The sequence below is a fragment of the Pseudomonas sp. S49 genome (assembly GCF_009866785.1).
In the GTDB taxonomy this organism is placed as follows: Bacteria; Pseudomonadota; Gammaproteobacteria; order Pseudomonadales; family Pseudomonadaceae; genus Aquipseudomonas.
Genome location: NZ_CP019432.1, coordinates 6,143,731 through 6,160,618, shown reverse-complemented (window position 1 = coordinate 6,160,618; position 16,888 = coordinate 6,143,731). Strand labels below are relative to the sequence as shown.

Sequence of the window (16,888 nt, the reverse complement as noted above, 5' to 3'; positions counted from 1 at the left end):
TCGAGTCGATTATGGATTCGGTGAAGCAAGATCAGGTCGGTGTAGATCTGCAGCATCCCCCGGTCGGTCCCCTCTCCCTCCGGGAGAGGGCTAGGGTGAGGGGCTTTTCCCTGACCCAATAAAAAAGGGATCGCTCACCGCGATCCCTTTTTTTATCCCGCCTTAACCGAGATTCTTGCCCAGCAACGCGTGATACAACTCGCTGTCGCCCAAGATCCCCACCACATGATGGTTATCGTGCAGCACCAGCTTGTTGCCGGTCTGATAACGAATCTGCAGCGCATCGCGCATACCGATGTTCGAGTCCACCAGCGTCGGCTTGCGCTCCAGGCCCTCGACCGCTTGCCCCGGTGCCCAGTTCTGCAGGTTCAGCACCGAACCATTCTGCCGTGCGCCTTTGATGGTGTTGCCTTCGGCCAGGTCCAGCCACGAATCGCCGCCCGGATCGAGACACACCGAACCGTTGATGCGTTTGCACTTGTCCAGTGTGCGCATCAGGCTGCGCCCGCAAAGCACGTTGAGCGGATTGGTGTGCGCCACGAACGTGCGCACATAGTCGTCCGCCGGGTTCAACACGATCTCTTCCGGCACGCTGTACTGGATGATCCGGCCGTCTTTCATGATCGCGATGCGGCTACCCAATTTGAGCGCCTCGTCGAGGTCGTGACTCACGAAGACGATGGTCTTGCTCAGCTTGCGTTGCAGTTCCAGCAGTTCATCCTGCAGACCCTGACGGATCAGCGGGTCGAGCGCCGAGAACGGTTCGTCCATCAGCAGAATATCGGCGTCCATCGCCAGTGCCCGCGCCAGACCGACACGCTGCTGCATGCCGCCGGAGAGTTCGTCAGGCTTCTTGTTGCGCCATTGGGTGAGGCCGACCAGTTCGAGTTTTTCATCGACCAGTTTCTTGCGTTCTTTCTCCGGACGGCCCTGCATTTCCAGACCGAAACTGATGTTCTCGCGCACCGTCAGCCACGGCATCAGGGCGAACTTCTGGAACACCATGGCGATGCGTTTGGTACGCATCATTTTCAGCTCGGCCGGGGTGCACGACGCGATATCGATCTGGCGGTTTTCATGCTCGACGAACAGCTTGCCGCGGCTCACGGTGTTGAGGCCGTTGATGCAGCGCAGCAGGCTCGACTTGCCGGAACCGGACAGGCCCATCAGCACGCAGATCTCGCCTTTGTTGATATCCAGCGTGGCTTTTTCCACGCCGACAATCTGTCCGGTCTTCTTCAGTATCTCGTTGCGGGTCATGCCCTGATCCAGCAGCTTGAGCGCCTCGCGTGGATCCTTGGAGAAGATTACGTCGACGTCTTCGAAGCGAATTATGCTCATGCGTCACCCCCTACTTTAGCGTCGGGTTGTTTGCAGATACGGTCGAGCATGATCGCCAGCAGTACGATCGCCAGGCCCGCTTCGAAGCCCAAGGCGATATCAGCAGTGTTCAGTGCGTTGACCACCGGTTTGCCGAGTCCGTCGGCGCCGACCAGTGCGGCGATCACCACCATCGACAGCGACAGCATGATGCACTGGGTGATGCCGGCCGCGATGCTCGGCATGGCGTGAGGCAGTTCGATCCGTGAGAGCAATTGGCGACGCGAGCAGCCGAAGGCCTTGCCGGCGTCCATCAGTTCTTGCGGGACATCGCGGATGCCCAGGTAGGTCAGGCGGATCGGCGCAGCGATGGCGAACACCACCGTGGAGATCAGGCCCGGGACCACACCCAGCCCGAAGAGGGTCAGGGTAGGAATGAGGTAAACGAAGGTCGGTACGGTCTGCATCAGATCGAGTACCGGACGCATGACCGTGTAGAACATCGGTTTGTGTGCGGCGACGATGCCCAGCGGCACGCCGATGACCACGCAGACCAGGGTCGCGAACATGACCTGGGCGAGGGTTTCCATGGTTTCCTGCCAGTACCCCAGATTGAGGATCAGCAGGAAGGAGGCGACCACAAACGCGGTCAGGCCCCACTTGCGTTGAATCAGATGGGCGATGATTGCAATCAGGCCAATCAAGACCAGTGGGTTGAACCAGGTCAGCGCAAACGTCACGCCGTGGATCATCGTTTCCAGGGTCACGGCGATTGCGTCGAAGGTGTTGGCGCCGTGTTGCGTCAACCATTCAACGAAGCCCGCGATGTACTGGCCTAAAGGTATTTTCTGATCAATCAGCATGGTAGTGAACGTCCGCATGCAAGGAAATAAACAGCCCGGACGGCCGCAGCCGTCCGGCATAAGCGATTACTGAGCAATCTTGGCTTTCACGGCCTCCAGGCCAGGTTTACCGTCAATGGTGGTCACGCCAGCGAGCCAGGTATCGAGCACTTGTGGATTCTTTTTCAGCCAGGCCTTGGCGGCCGCGTCAGGCTTCATCTTGTCGTCGAGGATGTTGCCCATCAGTTCGCTTTCCATGTCGACGGTGAACTCCAGGTTCTTCAGCAACTGACCAACGTTGCTGCATTCCGTGGCGTAACCCTTGCGGGTGTTGGTCGCCACGGTCGCCGCACCGAAATCGGGGCCGAAGAAATCATCGCCACCGGTCAGGTATTGAATCTTGAAGCGCTTGTTCATCGGGTGCGGCGCCCAGCCGAGGAAGACCACCGCTGTGTCGCGTTTTTGCGCGCGATCAACTTGCGAGAGCATGCCCGCTTCCGAAGACTCAACCACTTTGAAGCCGGCGGTCTTCAGGCCGAAGGCGTCCTTGTCGATCATGCTCTGGATCAGACGGTTGCCGTCGTTGCCAGGCTCGATGCCGTAGATCTTGCCGTCGAGCTCTTTCTTGAATTTGGCGATGTCGGCGAAGTCATGCAGACCTTTGTCATACAGGGCTTGCGGCACGGCGAGGGTGTACTTGGCGCCCTTGAGGTTGGTGCGCACGGTTTCCACGGTGCCGGCGTCGCGATAGGCCTTGATGTCGTTTTCCATGGTCGGCATCCAGTTACCGAGGAATACGTCCATGTTCTTGCCGTCGGCCAGCGACTTGTAGGTGACGGGCACGGAAATCATGGTGGTCTTGGTCTTGTAGCCGAGGGCGTTGAGCACAACAGAGGTGGTAGCGGTGGTGGCGGTGATGTCGGTCCAGCCGACATCGGAGAAATTCACGGTACTGCACTGCGCCGGTTCTGCAGCTTGCGCCAGTAACGGCAGACTCAGCATGGCGGCCAACAACAACGACGGGGAACCTTTCATGGATGGACTCCTTGGTGTTTTTTTTGGCAGTGTTCCGACTGTGGACCACCGCACTTATAGGTTGCGGTTGGATGGCGTTCTGGAGACAGCTCTACCACGGCGCCTTGCAATCGAGTCATAACGATCATGTACCAGTGAAAATCTGACGCCTACAGGGGGGGTCGTATCCAGTACAGGGATGGTCGCATCCAGTGTCAGTGACGTCGTTTACAGCTTTTTTCAGCCCCGAATGGCCCTCTGAACCGTATAAAAACGGCGAAAAACCGGGACGAAAACGGCGCGGCGCTGGTGGACATGAGTGCGTCGGTGTCAGACGCCGTGCGCTCCGACAAAAGCCTGATGATGCGGGCATTCCGGCGGATCGCAGCTTGAGCGTAGCAGCTCCGCCAGCGGGCGCTTTTGCGTCCCGGACCGGTATCCTCAGGAGCTCTGCAGCAATGGCTATCAGTGTTTTCGACCTGTTCAAAATCGGCATCGGCCCTTCCAGTTCCCACACCGTCGGGCCGATGCGCGCGGCGGCGTTGTTCGTCGAGTCGCTACGGGACAAGCACCAGTTGGAACAGGTGCGCCGTATAGAAGTGCAGTTGTTCGGTTCGCTGTCGGCCACGGGTATTGGTCACGGCAGCGACAATGCGGTGATCATGGGACTGATGGGCGAGTGGCCGGACGCAATCGACCCGGCGCAAATCGGCCCGCGCATCCAGGCCCTGCGTGAAACTCACACACTGTTATTGGATGGTCGTTTGGCGGTGCCGTTTGTCTGGGCACGGGACATGCGCCTGATCGACGAGAACCTGCCATTCCACCCCAATGCCATGACGATTGTGGCCGAGGGCGATCACGGCGAACTGCATCGCGACACCTACTATTCGGTGGGTGGCGGTTTTGTCGTCGATCAAGCGCAGGCGTCCAGTGGCGTGGTCGATCTGGATCGCACTGAATTGCCTTATGACTTTTCCAGCGCGGTCGAGCTGCTGGAGCTGTGCAAGAACAACAACCTGCGCGTTGCCGAACTGATGATGGCTAACGAAAAGGTCTGGCGCAGTGAAGAAGAAATCCGCGCCGGTCTGATGAAGCTGTGGCGGGCGATGCAGGACTGCGTCGAGCAGGGGCTGAAACACGAAGGCATCCTGCCTGGCGGATTGAATGTACGGCGGCGCGCGGCGAAGTTGCACCGCAGTCTTCAGGAGTTGGGCAAGCCCAATGTGATCGGCTCGACGCTCAGCGCGATGGAGTGGGTCAATCTGTTTGCGCTGGCTGTTAATGAAGAAAACGCGGCGGGTGGGCGCATGGTCACGGCGCCGACCAATGGCGCGGCGGGGATCATTCCGGCGGTGTTGCACTACTTTATGAAGTTCAGCGAAGCGGTGACGGACGCCAACGTGGTCGACTACTTCCTCGGTGCGGCGGCAGTGGGGATTCTGTGCAAGAAGAATGCGTCGATCTCGGGCGCCGAAGTTGGCTGTCAGGGCGAGGTCGGTTCAGCGTGCGCGATGGCGGCGGCGGGGCTGGCGGAGATTCTTGGCGCTACGCCGGAGCAGTTGTGCAACGCGGCGGAGATCGGCCTGGAACATAACCTTGGGCTGACCTGCGATCCGGTCGGTGGCCTGGTGCAAGTGCCGTGCATCGAGCGCAATGCGATTGCGGCGGTGAAAGCGATCAACGCGGCGCAGATGGCGTTGCGTGGTGATGGTCAGCATTTTATTTCGCTGGATCGGGTGATCCGCACCATGCGTGATACCGGTGCGGATATGCATGACAAATATAAAGAGACATCGCGGGGTGGGTTGGCGGTCAGTGCGGTTGAGTGCTGAGACCGCGTTGCCCCAATCGCGAGCAGGCTCGCTCCCACATTGGACCCTGGCGTTCACACATTTTGTGTTCACTGGAGATCTACTGTGGGAGCGAGCCTGCTCGCGAAGGGGCCAGACCAGTCAAAACTGCTCACCAAGTGAACACAGACAATAAATCACGCCACCTTTTAGCGCGTCGTAATCAGATAAGAGTCTTTCCCACCTGTTACACGCGCTCAGCTCTCCTACCGTCCGTCACCCGTGCTTGCGGTGACACTGTCCGACAATCGCGCGCAGGCCAGTTCCCACAAGTGCTACCTATTTGCTCACACCCCTCGGGGCAAGGCGCTCAACAACACTAATGGCACTTCGAAACACCTTTCGTCGGACGGCTCGTATAGACACGTCGCGACGTCGTTTTCAGGAGTTATTGAACAGCCATTCAATTTTAGGCATGGCAATTGCTCTGTCATAACAAAGCCCGTCTCCCACGCGAGAACGCTGGCAATAACAAGAGCCTCCGCCTGAGGCCATCACCCGCTTTGTGTGAGGAGATACCGCGATGACGTCGTTCAACTCCGGGGCCCAACCCCAGAACCGTGCGCCTCAATCCATCGGCTTTCTGCTGCTGGACAATTTCACGCTGATTTCTCTGGCCTCCGCAGTAGAACCTCTACGCATGGCCAACCAATTGTCCGGTCGCGAGCTGTATCGCTGGAGCACCCTCACCGTCGATGGCGGCCAGGTGTGGGCCAGTGACGGTCTGCAAATCACTCCCGACGCTTCCATGCACAAAGCGCCACCGCTGGACACCGTGATTGTCTGCGGCGGCATCGGTATCCAACGCACTGTCACCCGCGAACACGTTTCCTGGCTGCAAAGCCAGGCGCGACAGTCCAAGCGCCTCGGCGCCGTGTGCACCGGCAGTTGGGCGCTGGCTTGCGCCGGGTTGCTCGACGGTTTCGATTGCAGCGTGCACTGGGAATGTCTGGCGGCGATGCAGGAAGCTTTCCCGCGCGTGGCCATGAGCACGCGCTTGTTCACCCTCGACCGTAACCGTTTCACCAGTTCCGGCGGCACCGCACCGCTGGACATGATGCTGCACCTGATCAGCCGCGATCACGGCCGTGAACTGTCCGCCGCGATCTCGGAGATGTTCGTCTACGAACGTATCCGCAACGAACAGGATCACCAGCGCGTGCCGCTCAAGCACATGCTCGGCACCAACCAGCCGAAGCTGCAGGAAATCGTCGCGCTGATGGAAGCCAATCTGGAAGAGCCGATCGACCTGGATGAATTGGCAGTGTACGTCGCCGTGTCGCGTCGACAGCTGGAGCGCCTGTTCCAGAAATACCTGCACTGCTCGCCGTCGCGTTACTACTTGAAGCTGCGTTTGATTCGCGCCCGGCAGTTGCTCAAGCAGACGCCGATGTCGATCATCGAAGTGGCGTCGGTGTGTGGTTTCGTCTCGACGCCGCACTTCTCCAAGTGCTACCGCGAGTACTTCGGCATTCCGCCGCGTGACGAGCGCGTAGGCTCCAACACCACCCAGCAAGTGGCGATGCTGCCGCTGCCGCAGGCGATCGTGATGTCGCCGCTGTCGGGGCCGATGTCGGCGTTGAGTCAGGCGCGCAATGAATCGACGTTTGCCAGCGTAAGGCTCTGATGAGGATCGTTCCCACGCTCTGCGTGGGAACGCAACCCGGGACGCTCTGCGTCCCAAAAGGCCGAACGCGGAGCGTCCGTTGAGGCATTCCCACGCAGAGCGTGGGAACGATCAGGTGAGCAACGTCAGGCGCTATGGCTTTGCTGGTAGTCCGCCAAGGCCGGCAACAACTGTTTGTCGATCGCCTGACGCACCGCCGGCTGAATACTGGCGCCGCTGGTGTACATGTCCTTGACCATCTTGCGCAGTTCAAACGCGCGAACGTTATCCAGACCGCGCACCGCGCACTCGCAAGCCTGATCGGCGGTCGTGCCACTGGGCACTTGAATACCCAACGCCTTGAGCTGGCCCAACAAATCTTCCTGATCGATCAAATCGGCATACATCATGACGCGCATCCTTCTTCGGTAACGGAGGTCGTGGCTCGATTCTGGTAGGCATGCCGAGGCACGGCAAGGGCGATTTGTCGCAGTGGCCGCGACGGCTATGAACAGGTCGTTTTCGGCTAACTCGCCGCTCAAGGGAGTGGGCACACTGAACTCAGCTTGCAACACGAAGGTTTGGTCACCCTCGCTTGGCAGCTCCTCAACAGTACCCTCCTCAGCTCCGATCCTGTCACGGCTTGATCGGAGTTTTTTTGCCTGTGAATCAGAGAACGGTGTGTTGCTGCTGACGCCTTCGCGAGCAGGCTCGCTCCCACAGGTGACCGCGTTCCTTCATGGGAATGAGGTTGAATGTGGGAGCGAGCCTGCTCGCGAAGAACGATGACGCGGTCTAGCGTTGCAGCACCAGAATCCGCGACAACAATTCATCCCGGTCGACATAGCAGCCCTGAAAATGCCGCGCCCCGGTGGCCGGGTCAAACGCATTGCGCGCATGCAATGTGCGGCGGTTATCAAAACACCACAACTCACCGGGGTTGAGCCGTTGCATCAGCCGAAACCGTGGCTCGCGAGTCATCGCAATGAAGCGTCGATAAGCCCGATACAACCGTGGCATTTGCTCCACTGACGTATCGAACGCGCCGCGCAGAAAGTTCGCCATGCGAATTTCCGCCACGCGTCCCAAGGCATCCAGAGCAATGATCGGCGCCAGGCAGCGATAGTCGCTATGACGATCCTTGTTGCGAAACTCCACGGGTATTTCACACAGCGCCTGAAACGCTGCCGGGTCTTCGCTGCGCAACGCATCGGCAATCGCAAAACCATCGACAAAAATACTCTCGCCACCCTCGGCGTCATTCACCAGGCAATGCAGAAATTGCAATCCAGGTTGCAGCTCGCGAGTGGGCAGGTCGGTGTGCAACGGCAGGTTGAAAGCGGTGTAGGCATTGCTGTCGGCATCGGCTTTGGATTGCACGTTGAACAGCACGCCGAAGTTGCTCTCGCGAATAAAGGAAATGCGCTGGGCGATGAGCTTCAGCGAGCCGGGTTCGGTGGGTACGCCGCGCACTTGGGTCAGGCCGATGTCGCGTACCGCAATCAGCCATTGCAGCAGCGCGGCGTTGTCGTTCATCAGTGCCGCGTATTCGAACACCGGCAACTGCATATCGCTGCGCCACAGATAAGGCTTGGGTTTGGCGGCCAAGCGTTCGGCGCGGGATTGCTCATCGTAGGCATGGGCGCGCAACCAGCCTGGATCGAATCGGCTGAGGTGGCCGTCCTGCCAGTCAATGCGCAGACAGCCGTGGGTATCGATATGCGCGGCAGCAGGTTTGAGGTCTTCAGCGGCATCGACAATCTCGAAGACCTGTTCGCGGGTGATGTTGTAGACGCACTGTGGACACGGGCAGTTGTCCCGCAACCAGATATGGTGGAACGGGCTGACGCGCCCGTCAGCCCACTCAATGGCAACGCGATCCGCCAAGGTCTGCACGCCACCGAGCGCGCTGATCAACGGATAAGTACGGAAGTCGGCAACAGCGGCAGCGGTGTTCATGGCGGTTCCTTGTGATCGATGGATTTACCTTGCAGGTGGCAGCGCGATAACGCGGCCGATGTAAGCGGGGGCAGGCAAGTCTTTCTGCTCGGCGACGATACTTTGCAGGCTGCTCAACGTGTCCGGACTGAACGGCGCCGAGCGCGGGCCGGCGAGGTCGACGTGCAAGAGCATTTGTTCATTGCCGGCCAGCTCCTGATCCTCACCGACCTTGTGCAGGCTGTGATAGAGGTGCAGGCGTTTGCTGTCGTGGCCGATGATTTGCGTGCGTACTTCGACCTCGGTATCGAGCTTCACTTCGTGCAGGTAATTAAGGTGCAGTTCGAGGGTGAACAGCGAGTTGCCGCTGGCTTCGCGGTTGTTGCTGTCCATGCCGAGACGGTCCATCAGGGCGTCGGTGGCGTAGCTGAAAATCAGCAGGTAAAAGGCGTCGCGCAGGTGGCCGTTGTAGTCGACCCAGTCGGGGATGATTGTGGTTTGGTAGGTGGTGAGGTGCGGCATGATTTGGGTTCCGGCAGTTAGGTAGTCTTCAAGATCAAAAGCTACCCCCTCACCCCAGCCCTCTCCCCCAAGGGGAGAGGGGGAAGGGAGTAGATCGGGGGCCTTTCAAAACCTGAGTTCGGCTCGGTGGTGCAAGTCGGCGTAACTCGAACAATCAACGCGATCAGTCCCCTCTCCCTCAGGGGGGCGAGGGGGAAAGGGAGCAGATCGGGGGCCTTTCAAAACTTGAGTTCGGCTCGATGGTGCAAGTCGGCGTAACTCGAACATTCAACTCGGTCAGTCCCCTCTACCTCTGGGAGAGGGCTAGGGTGAGGGCAGCGATGTCATGCCAACCCCATCACTCGCTGAACGCCATCCCATGTTTTTCCTTGGTGCTCTTCACCGCCTCAAGCACAGCCAGCAGGCAATCATCACGATAACGCTCCAGCGCCGAAATACTGTGACGACCAAGCTGATCACTGGTGCCTTCCACCACATCATCAATCAACTTGTCAGTCAGTTCCGGTGCCGGCAGATACGTCCACGGCAACTGCAACGCCGGGCCGAATTGCGACATGAAGTGGCGCATGCCTGCATCACCGCCGGCCAGGGTGTAAGTCAGGAACGTACCCATAAACGACCAGCGCAACCCGGCGCCAAAACGGATCGCATCATCGATCTCGCCAGTGGTCGCGACACCGTCATTGACCAGGTGCAGCGCCTCACGCCACAGCGCTTCGAGCAAGCGGTCAGCGATGAATCCGGGTACTTCCTTGCGCACATGCAACGGACGCATGCCGAGGGATTCGTAAACTTTCATCGCCGCTTGTACGGCTTCCGGCGCGGTGTTTTTGCCGCCCACGACTTCGACCAACGGCAGCAGATAAACCGGATTGAACGGGTGGCCTACCACGCAGCGCTCCGGGTGCGTCGAACTCTCGTAGAACTCGCTCGGCAGCAGGCCCGACGTACTCGAACCGATCAACGCATCGGGCTTGGCCGCGGCGCTGATTTTGCTGTGCAGATCGAGTTTCAGTTCGAGACGTTCCGGGGCGCTTTCCTGAATGAAATCGGCATCGCGCACGCACTCTTCGATGGTCGCAACAAAGCGCAGACGATCCTGCGAAGCGCCGGGTGCCAGACCATTTTTCTCCAGCGCGCCCCAGGCATTGGCCACGCGTTTGCGCAGCGCTGCTTCGGCACCGGGGGCCGGGTCCCACGCCACCACATCGAGGCCATGGGCGAGGGCGCGAGCGACCCAACCGCTGCCAATGACACCGCTGCCCAGCGCAGCGAAGGTTTTGATATCGGTGATAAAGCTCATGGCGACATTCCTGAATAGTTCGGGGATCAACTGTGGGAGCGAGCCTGCTCGCGAAAGCGGTGCCTCTGCTGATGAAGATGCTTCGGATGTACGGGCCTCTTCGCGAGCAGGCTCGCTCCCACAGGGGAAATGAGTGATGGTTTAACCGCGCTGGGTCAGGCCCATTTTCTTGCGGCCCTCGGCCGGGGTCAGCACCCGGGCGCCGAGGCGGCTGAGGATCTCGGTGGCGCGCTCGACCAATTGGCCGTTGGTCGCCAGCACACCCTTGTCCAGCCACAGGTTGTCTTCCAGCCCGACCCGCACGTTGCCGCCGAGCAACACCGCTTGCGCCGCCATCGGCATCTGCATCCGGCCAATGCCGAACCCGGCCCACACCGCGTCAGCGGGCAAGTTATCGACCATGGCTTTCATGGTGGTGGTATCGGCCGGTGCGCCCCACGGGATGCCCAGGCACAGCTGGAACAACGGGTTATCCAGCAAACCCTCCTTGATCATCTGCTTGGCGAACCACAGGTGACCGGTGTCGAAAATCTCCAGCTCGGCCTTCACGCCCAGCTCGGTGATGCGCTTGGCGCCGGCACGCAGTTGCGCCGGGGTGGACACATAAATGGTGTCGCCATCACCGAAGTTCAGCGTGCCGCAATCGAGAGTGCAGATTTCCGGCAGCAGTTCTTCAACGTGCGCCAGACGGGTCAGCGGGCCGACCAGATCGGTGTTCGGACCGAACTCCATCGGGTTCTCGCCGGCGCCGATCTCCAGGTCGCCGCCCATACCGGCGGTGAGGTTGACGATGATGTCGACGTCGGCCTCGCGGATGCGCTCCATCACTTCGCGGTACAGCGCCACGTCACGGCTGAACTTGCCGGTCTGCGGATCGCGCACATGGCAGTGCACGACGGTGGCTCCAGCCTTGGCCGCTTCTACGGCGGCAGCGGCGATCTGTTTCGGGGTGACCGGCACGTGCGGGCTCTTGGCGGTCGTGTCGCCAGCACCGGTGAGTGCGCAGGTGATGATGACGTCGTGGTTCATGGTGCGGTTTCCTTCAGGCGTGATGGGTCTGTCCGCAGCCCTTTTCGGGGCTGCGAAGCGTCGGTCAGTCCTCTCTCCCAATCTGGGAGAGGGGCTTTTCAAGAGAGGGTTATTTGCTGGTCAACTGCAGGTTTTCAGCGGCCGGTTTGCCATCGAACGTGGTCACACCTTCCAGCCAGCGCTGCTTGTCTTCAGGGTGATCCTTGAGCCATTGCCTGGCGGATTCAAAGGCGTCCTTGTGATCGAGCAGCGGCTGCATCATCCGGCTCTCGTCCTCGGCGGTGAACGTCAGGTTGGTCAGCAGGCGACCGATGTTCGGACACTGCTCGGCGTATTTCGGCGCGGTGACGGTCCACACGGTGGCCATGCCTTCGTTCGGGCCGAGGGCGTCGTCGCTGCCGGTCAGATACGTCATCTGCACGTTGACGTTCATCGGATGCGGCGCCCAGCCGAAGAACACCACAGCCTCTTTGCGGCGCACGGCGCGGTCGACGGCGGCGAGCATGCCGGCCTCACTGGATTCGACCAACTGGAACTTGCCGAGGCCGAACTGGTTCTTGGCGATCATCGCCTTGATCTGCGTGTTGGCGCCCGAGCCTGGCTCGATGCCGTAAATCTTGCCGCCCAGTTCTTTTTCAAACTTGGCGATGTCAGCGAAGGTTTTCAGGCCCTTGTCCGCCAGATAAGTCGGCACGGCGAGGGTCGCGCGGGCGTCTTTCAGGCTTGGCGCTTCGAGGACTTTGACTTGGTTGGCGTCGACGAACGGGGTGATGGTCTGGGTCATCAGCGGGTTCCAGTAACCGAGGAACAGGTCCAGGCGCTGATCGCGGATCCCGGCGAAGATGATTTGCTGGGAGGCGCTGGTTTGTTTGGTGTTGTAGCCGAGGCCGTCGAGCAGGACCTGGGTCATGGCACTGGTGGCGATCACGTCGGTCCAGTTGACCACGCCCATGCGCACGTTCTGGCACGATGCCGGGTCGGCCGCCATGACGCTGGCGCTGAAGAAAGCGGTACCGCTGAGTGCAAGAACACAGCTGCTGATCAGTCGTTTCATGTCGGGTTCCTCGGCAGGTCGTTATTGTGGTTCCCGGCATCTGATGCGCCGGTGATGCAAAGTTACGCAGCAATGCACCCGTGAAAGCGCACTACGGCGACGGGCATTTGCACTGTAGCGACCTGCACCCTTGAACGCTGACGACAATCGGCGTATCAACGATCCACGCTCCCCTCCCTCTCGTTACCCGCGAATCGAGTGCGCACATGTCTCAGGATTTCTATTTCTTGCTGATGCCGGGCTTCTCCGCCATCGGCTTTATTTCCGCCATCGAACCGCTGCGCGTGGCCAACCGCTTTCGCGGCGAGCTGTACCGCTGGCACGTACTTAGCGCCGATGGCGGGGCGGTGTTGGCGAGCAATGGCATGTCGGTTAACGCCGATGCCGCGCTGGAACCGCTGAAGAAAGGCGCGACGTTATTGGTGGTGGCCGGGTTTGAGCCGCTGAAGTTCGCCACGCCAAACCTTGAACATTGGTTACGGCGGCTGGATAACGATGGCGTGACGCTGGGCGCCATCGACACGGGCAGCTTTGTCCTTGCCGAAGCCGGGTTGCTTGAGGGCCATCGCCTGACCCTGCACTGGGAAGCGATCGATGCGTTCAAGGAATCTTATCCACAGCTCAGCGTCACTCAGGAGCTGTTCGAGATCGACCGTCGGCGCATTACCTCGGCGGGCGGCACCGCGTCCATCGATCTGATGCTCGATCTGATCGCCCAGGCCCATGGGCCGCAGCTGGCGATTGAGGTCAGTGAGCAGTTTGTGCTGGGGCGGATTCGCCCGCGCAAAGACCACCAGCGCATGGAAGTCGCTACGCGTTATGGCATCAATAACAAGAAACTGGTGCAGGTGATTGGCGAGATGGAGCAGCACAGCGAACCGCCGCTGACCACGCTGCAATTGGCGGAATCGATCAAAGTCACGCGGCGGCAACTGGAACGGTTGTTTCGGCTGCATCTGAACGATACGCCGAGTAACTTTTACCTGCGATTGCGCTTGGAAAAGGCCCGGCAGCTACTGCGTCAGACCGACATGAGCGTGCTCGAAGTCAGCATCGCCTGCGGCTTCGAATCACCGTCCTACTTCACCCGCAGCTATCGAGCAAAATTCGCCCGCTGCCCGCGCGAAGACCGGCGTACCGCCCAGGCCTGAATGGATGCACACAAAACCCCTGTAGGAGTGAGCCTGCTCGCGATAGCGGTAAGTCAGACAACACTGATGTCGACTGACACTTCGTCATCGCGAGCAGGCTCACTCCTACAGTTTGATCGCGTTACTTCTTCACCAACGCCGAACACGCAGCCTTATAAGCCTCATGCTGATACTTGTTCAACGTCCCCGGCAGTTCGAAATTATGCTTCTTCGCCTGCGCATTGATCGTCTGCGGCGACAACAACGTCACTTCACAGCCATCCAGCAGCTGCAAAATCCCCTCAATCTTGAACGTCGTCGGCCCGCCGGCGAACTCACCCTTCTTGCTGCGCTTCTTGATCGCAATCCGGTCAACCGAATTCTCACGCACAAACGACGCCACCTGCGCCGCGAACAACTTCACGTTCGCCGCTTCGTCATCCTCTTCGAGAGCGATTTTCTTGGTGGCGAGGGGGACGTGGCTCAGGGTCGAACCGTCGAGAGCGGCCACGGCGATGATCGCTTCGCTGCCTTTGATTTCGATGCCGCAGATGTTCATGGGGAACTCCTTGAAGTGAAGAGGGCAGCTTACAGCTCTAGCTGATTGGCGGTGATGCCGAACGCCGACGCAATTTTCTCACGCGTAACCTTGCGAGGCTTGGCGACTGTTTCCTGCTGGGCAAACGCCGGTTGCGAAATACCCATGCGTTTGGCGACTTCTTCCTGAGTCAGGTTGAGGTGTTCGCGCCAGGCACGGATTGGTGTTGCCCCATCGACCATCCGGCTGACCACCTCATGGGGAATCAGATCGGGCTGCATTTTTTGCGCAACGTACTGCGCGTAGGGAATGACGACGAAGGCGGGGTTGCCCTCGGCGTCGTTGATGATTTGGATATCTGTGGGTAACTTCATATTGGAAAAATATAAGTCTTTTATAAGATTTCAGAATCTTTGCTTATATTTCTCCCAAGGCCAATCAACAAGAATTGACGGCATGTTACGAGTGGTCAGGATCACTCCTGCCCAATCGACTCCAAAAACTCCGACCGCTCATCACTCATCCGCGCCACGCAGTCATTCTGCGCAATTGTGAACGCCTTGCTCCCCGCCGTCGCCGGGAACGCTTCCACCGCGCAATCCGCATCCCGCGTCTTCAGCCACTGTTGCTGTGCGGTTTTGAGTTTGGCGGTGATATCAGCCAATTGCGTAGGGTTCTTGCCATACGCCGTCTGCATGCGTTCGTTGAGGCTGGCGTAGTTGTCCTTGAGCAGGTCTTCGGCGGTGGTGCGGCTGTAGGTCGAGCATTCCAGGGTCTGGACGTCGTTTTCCACCGCGTCGCAGGGGTTGTTGTCGGACTCTTCAGCGGCGTGTACGCCGGTCGCCATCAGTGCCAAAGCCAGGAAGATCGATTTCATTGTTGTCGCCGCTCTAATCCAGTGGTGTTTCCAAGATGCGGGAGATTCTGGCTCAAGCTTGCGGGCTTGAACAGGTAGCTGATCGGCGCGGCTGGCGACCCTTTGTCGCGGATTGACGCTTTCGGCAATTCCCCTGTCGTTTTTGCACCCGGTCGCCCCTGCACCGAGGCATATGCTGGCCCCAAAGCGCCGGCAGACGATTCGGCGCATGAATCGCCAATAAGGGGACGCCTGATGAGCCCAGCCGAATTACACGCCGACAGCATCGTTATCGACGGTCTGATCATTGCCAAATGGAACCGCGAGCTGTTTGAAGACATGCGCAAGGGCGGTCTGACGGCAGCCAACTGCACTGTGTCGGTGTGGGAAGGCTTTCAGGCGACCGTGAACAATATTGCTGCGAGCCAGAAGCTGATCCGCGACAACAGCGACCTGGTGATGCCGGTGCGTACCACCGCCGACATCCGTCGCGCCAAAGAGCAGGGCAAGACCGGCATCCTCTTCGGCTTCCAGAATGCCCACGCGTTTGAAGACCAGATCGGCTATGTCGAGGTGTTCAAGCAACTCGGCGTCGGCATCGTGCAGATGTGCTACAACACCCAGAACCTGGTCGGCACCGGTTGCTACGAGCGTGACGGTGGCCTGTCGGGCTTCGGTCGCGAGATTGTGGCTGAGATGAACCGCGTCGGCGTGATGTGCGACCTGTCCCACGTCGGTTCCAAGACGTCCGAAGAAGTCATCCTCGAGTCGAAAAAACCGGTCTGCTATTCCCACTGCCTGCCGTCGGGTCTCAAAGAGCACCCGCGCAACAAGTCCGATGAAGAGCTGAAGTTCATCGCCGACCACGGCGGTTTTGTCGGCGTGACCATGTTCGCGCCGTTCCTCGCCAAAGGCATCGATTCGACCATCGACGATTACGCCGAAGCGATCGAATACGTGATGAACATCGTCGGCGAAGACGCCATCGGCATTGGCACCGACTTCACCCAGGGTCACGGTCAGGACTTCTTCGAATACCTGACCCACGACAAGGGCTACGCCCGCCGTCTGACCAGCTTCGGCAAGATCATCAATCCGCTGGGCATCCGCACCGTCGGCGAGTTCCCGAACCTGACCGAAACCCTGCTCAAGCGCGGCCATTCCGAGCGCGTGGTGCGCAAGATCATGGGCGAGAATTGGGTCAACGTCCTCAAGGACGTCTGGGGCGAGTAACGCTGACTCAAGACCGCCGCCGATCTGCCCCCTCTCCTGTGGGAGAGGGCTGGGGTGAGGGCAGCGGTCACCACTGAATCCACTATTTTTCTGGAGTTAAGTTTCCATGGCCAAGATCGCCCCGCAATTGCCAATCGAAGTCGACAGCGAGACCGGTGTCTGGACCTCCGACGCCCTGCCAATGCTCTACGTACCGCGCCATTTCTTCGTCAACAACCACATGGGCATCGAAGAAGTTCTGGGTGCTGACGCCTACGCCGAAATCCTCTACAAGGCCGGCTACAAGTCCGCCTGGCACTGGTGTGAAAAAGAAGCTGAATGCCACGGCCTGGAAGGCGTCGCGGTGTTCGAACACTACATGAAACGCCTGTCGCAACGTGGCTGGGGCCTGTTCAAGATCCAGGACATCGACCTCGACAAAGGTACCGCCAGCGTCAAGCTCGAACACTCGGCGTTCGTCTACGTCTACGGCAAGGTCGGGCGCAAGGTCGATTACATGTTCACCGGTTGGTTTGCCGGGGCCATGGATCAGATTCTTGAGGCGCGCGGCAGCAAGATCCGCACGGTTGCCGAGCAAGTTTACGGTGGCTCCGAAGAAGGCCACGACGACGGCCTGTTCACTGTCAAGCCGTTGTAAGTCGAGGAACCCG

17 protein-coding genes are annotated in these 16,888 nt (G+C 59.5%); 5 read left to right on the top strand and 12 right to left on the bottom strand.

What is annotated here, in order from left to right; all coding sequences use genetic code 11:
- Nucleotides 1-162 precede the first annotated feature (162 nt).
- The 3 genes from choV to PspS49_RS27325 form a co-directional block, all read right to left on the bottom strand.
- Nucleotides 163-1,341 (bottom strand): choline ABC transporter ATP-binding protein, encoded by a 1,179-nt coding sequence (gene choV, locus PspS49_RS27335; RefSeq protein ID WP_160042146.1) that lies wholly within the window; start codon nt 1,339-1,341, stop codon nt 163-165.
- Nucleotides 1,338-2,183: a choline ABC transporter permease subunit gene (gene choW / locus PspS49_RS27330; RefSeq protein WP_095121426.1), complete on the bottom strand. Its 846-nt coding sequence runs from the start codon at nt 2,181-2,183 to the stop codon at nt 1,338-1,340. Before choW ends, choV begins: the two co-directional genes overlap by 4 nt.
- Before the next feature lie 66 nt (nt 2,184-2,249).
- Nucleotides 2,250-3,197, bottom strand: a complete 948-nt coding sequence (locus PspS49_RS27325) for a choline ABC transporter substrate-binding protein (RefSeq protein WP_095121425.1) — start codon at nt 3,195-3,197, stop codon at nt 2,250-2,252.
- Nucleotides 3,198-3,634: 437 nt separating this feature from the next.
- Here PspS49_RS27325 and PspS49_RS27320 point away from each other — a divergent pair, with 437 nt between their 5' ends.
- Together PspS49_RS27320 and PspS49_RS27315 are read left to right on the top strand one after the other, a co-directional pair.
- Nucleotides 3,635-5,011 (top strand): L-serine ammonia-lyase, encoded by a 1,377-nt coding sequence (locus PspS49_RS27320; protein ID WP_160042144.1) that lies wholly within the window; start codon nt 3,635-3,637, stop codon nt 5,009-5,011.
- Between the two features lie 541 nt (nt 5,012-5,552).
- Nucleotides 5,553-6,656 carry a GlxA family transcriptional regulator gene (locus tag PspS49_RS27315; RefSeq protein WP_007949927.1) on the top strand — a complete coding sequence of 368 codons (1,104 nt, stop codon included), beginning with the start codon at nt 5,553-5,555 and terminating at the stop codon, nt 6,654-6,656.
- 125 nt (nt 6,657-6,781) lie between these two features.
- Here the strand turns inward: PspS49_RS27315 and PspS49_RS27310 are convergent, their stop codons facing one another.
- The 6 genes from PspS49_RS27310 to PspS49_RS27285 all read right to left on the bottom strand — a co-directional run bounded on the left by PspS49_RS27310 (nt 6,782) and on the right by PspS49_RS27285 (nt 12,481).
- Complete coding sequence (locus PspS49_RS27310) at nt 6,782-7,045, bottom strand: hypothetical protein (protein WP_016983943.1); 264 nt, start codon at nt 7,043-7,045, stop codon at nt 6,782-6,784.
- Between the two features lie 385 nt (nt 7,046-7,430).
- Nucleotides 7,431-8,594: a gamma-butyrobetaine dioxygenase gene (locus PspS49_RS27305; protein WP_160042142.1), complete on the bottom strand. Its 1,164-nt coding sequence runs from the start codon at nt 8,592-8,594 to the stop codon at nt 7,431-7,433.
- Between the two features lie 24 nt (nt 8,595-8,618).
- On the bottom strand, nt 8,619-9,095 hold the full coding sequence (locus PspS49_RS27300; RefSeq protein ID WP_160042140.1) for a thioesterase family protein: 477 nt from the start codon (nt 9,093-9,095) through the stop codon (nt 8,619-8,621).
- Between the two features lie 337 nt (nt 9,096-9,432).
- A complete protein-coding gene (locus PspS49_RS27295) occupies nt 9,433-10,398 on the bottom strand; it encodes an L-carnitine dehydrogenase (RefSeq protein ID WP_160042138.1) in 966 nt (321 codons plus the stop codon).
- Nucleotides 10,399-10,539: 141 nt separating this feature from the next.
- The gene (locus PspS49_RS27290; RefSeq protein WP_016983621.1) at nt 10,540-11,427 is read right to left on the bottom strand and encodes a 3-keto-5-aminohexanoate cleavage protein; all 888 of its coding nucleotides are present in this window, start codon (nt 11,425-11,427) and stop codon (nt 10,540-10,542) included.
- 109 nt (nt 11,428-11,536) lie between these two features.
- A complete protein-coding gene (locus PspS49_RS27285) occupies nt 11,537-12,481 on the bottom strand; it encodes a choline ABC transporter substrate-binding protein (protein WP_160042136.1) in 945 nt (314 codons plus the stop codon).
- 206 nt (nt 12,482-12,687) lie between these two features.
- Here PspS49_RS27285 and PspS49_RS27280 point away from each other — a divergent pair, with 206 nt between their 5' ends.
- A complete protein-coding gene (locus tag PspS49_RS27280) occupies nt 12,688-13,632 on the top strand; it encodes a GlxA family transcriptional regulator (protein WP_159814749.1) in 945 nt (314 codons plus the stop codon).
- Between the two features lie 121 nt (nt 13,633-13,753).
- Here the strand turns inward: PspS49_RS27280 and PspS49_RS27275 are convergent, their stop codons facing one another.
- The 3 genes from PspS49_RS27275 to PspS49_RS27265 all read right to left on the bottom strand — a co-directional run bounded on the left by PspS49_RS27275 (nt 13,754) and on the right by PspS49_RS27265 (nt 15,026).
- Nucleotides 13,754-14,170, bottom strand: a complete 417-nt coding sequence (locus PspS49_RS27275) for a DUF3010 family protein (RefSeq protein ID WP_160042134.1) — start codon at nt 14,168-14,170, stop codon at nt 13,754-13,756.
- 29 nt (nt 14,171-14,199) lie between these two features.
- Nucleotides 14,200-14,523 carry a helix-turn-helix transcriptional regulator gene (locus PspS49_RS27270; protein WP_093429897.1) on the bottom strand — a complete coding sequence of 108 codons (324 nt, stop codon included), beginning with the start codon at nt 14,521-14,523 and terminating at the stop codon, nt 14,200-14,202.
- Between the two features lie 101 nt (nt 14,524-14,624).
- The gene (locus PspS49_RS27265; RefSeq protein ID WP_160042132.1) at nt 14,625-15,026 is read right to left on the bottom strand and encodes a lysozyme inhibitor LprI family protein; all 402 of its coding nucleotides are present in this window, start codon (nt 15,024-15,026) and stop codon (nt 14,625-14,627) included.
- Between the two features lie 234 nt (nt 15,027-15,260).
- On the opposite strand from PspS49_RS27265, the gene PspS49_RS27260 reads away from it, so the two are divergent.
- Both PspS49_RS27260 and PspS49_RS27255 read left to right on the top strand, forming a co-directional pair.
- A complete protein-coding gene (locus tag PspS49_RS27260; protein ID WP_095112751.1) occupies nt 15,261-16,238 on the top strand; it encodes a dipeptidase in 978 nt (325 codons plus the stop codon).
- Nucleotides 16,239-16,344: 106 nt separating this feature from the next.
- Nucleotides 16,345-16,875, top strand: coding sequence for a DUF5943 domain-containing protein (locus PspS49_RS27255; protein WP_005792152.1), 531 nt, complete (start codon nt 16,345-16,347; stop codon nt 16,873-16,875).
- The last annotated feature ends 13 nt before the right edge of the window (nt 16,876-16,888 follow it).

What these genes read in the sequence shown, in the direction of transcription:
- choV (WP_160042146.1), bottom strand. Translation starts at nt 1,341, where the DNA reads ATGAGCATAATTCGCTTCGAAGACGTCGACGTAATCTTCTCCAAGGAT.
- choW (WP_095121426.1), bottom strand. Translation starts at nt 2,183, where the DNA reads ATGCTGATTGATCAGAAAATACCTTTAGGCCAGTACATCGCGGGCTTC.
- PspS49_RS27325 (WP_095121425.1), bottom strand. Translation starts at nt 3,197, where the DNA reads ATGAAAGGTTCCCCGTCGTTGTTGTTGGCCGCCATGCTGAGTCTGCCG.
- PspS49_RS27320 (WP_160042144.1), top strand. Translation starts at nt 3,635, where the DNA reads ATGGCTATCAGTGTTTTCGACCTGTTCAAAATCGGCATCGGCCCTTCC.
- PspS49_RS27315 (WP_007949927.1), top strand. Translation starts at nt 5,553, where the DNA reads ATGACGTCGTTCAACTCCGGGGCCCAACCCCAGAACCGTGCGCCTCAA.
- PspS49_RS27310 (WP_016983943.1), bottom strand. Translation starts at nt 7,045, where the DNA reads ATGATGTATGCCGATTTGATCGATCAGGAAGATTTGTTGGGCCAGCTC.
- PspS49_RS27305 (WP_160042142.1), bottom strand. Translation starts at nt 8,594, where the DNA reads ATGAACACCGCTGCCGCTGTTGCCGACTTCCGTACTTATCCGTTGATC.
- PspS49_RS27300 (WP_160042140.1), bottom strand. Translation starts at nt 9,095, where the DNA reads ATGCCGCACCTCACCACCTACCAAACCACAATCATCCCCGACTGGGTC.
- PspS49_RS27295 (WP_160042138.1), bottom strand. Translation starts at nt 10,398, where the DNA reads ATGAGCTTTATCACCGATATCAAAACCTTCGCTGCGCTGGGCAGCGGT.
- PspS49_RS27290 (WP_016983621.1), bottom strand. Translation starts at nt 11,427, where the DNA reads ATGAACCACGACGTCATCATCACCTGCGCACTCACCGGTGCTGGCGAC.
- PspS49_RS27285 (WP_160042136.1), bottom strand. Translation starts at nt 12,481, where the DNA reads ATGAAACGACTGATCAGCAGCTGTGTTCTTGCACTCAGCGGTACCGCT.
- PspS49_RS27280 (WP_159814749.1), top strand. Translation starts at nt 12,688, where the DNA reads ATGTCTCAGGATTTCTATTTCTTGCTGATGCCGGGCTTCTCCGCCATC.
- PspS49_RS27275 (WP_160042134.1), bottom strand. Translation starts at nt 14,170, where the DNA reads ATGAACATCTGCGGCATCGAAATCAAAGGCAGCGAAGCGATCATCGCC.
- PspS49_RS27270 (WP_093429897.1), bottom strand. Translation starts at nt 14,523, where the DNA reads ATGAAGTTACCCACAGATATCCAAATCATCAACGACGCCGAGGGCAAC.
- PspS49_RS27265 (WP_160042132.1), bottom strand. Translation starts at nt 15,026, where the DNA reads ATGAAATCGATCTTCCTGGCTTTGGCACTGATGGCGACCGGCGTACAC.
- PspS49_RS27260 (WP_095112751.1), top strand. Translation starts at nt 15,261, where the DNA reads ATGAGCCCAGCCGAATTACACGCCGACAGCATCGTTATCGACGGTCTG.
- PspS49_RS27255 (WP_005792152.1), top strand. Translation starts at nt 16,345, where the DNA reads ATGGCCAAGATCGCCCCGCAATTGCCAATCGAAGTCGACAGCGAGACC.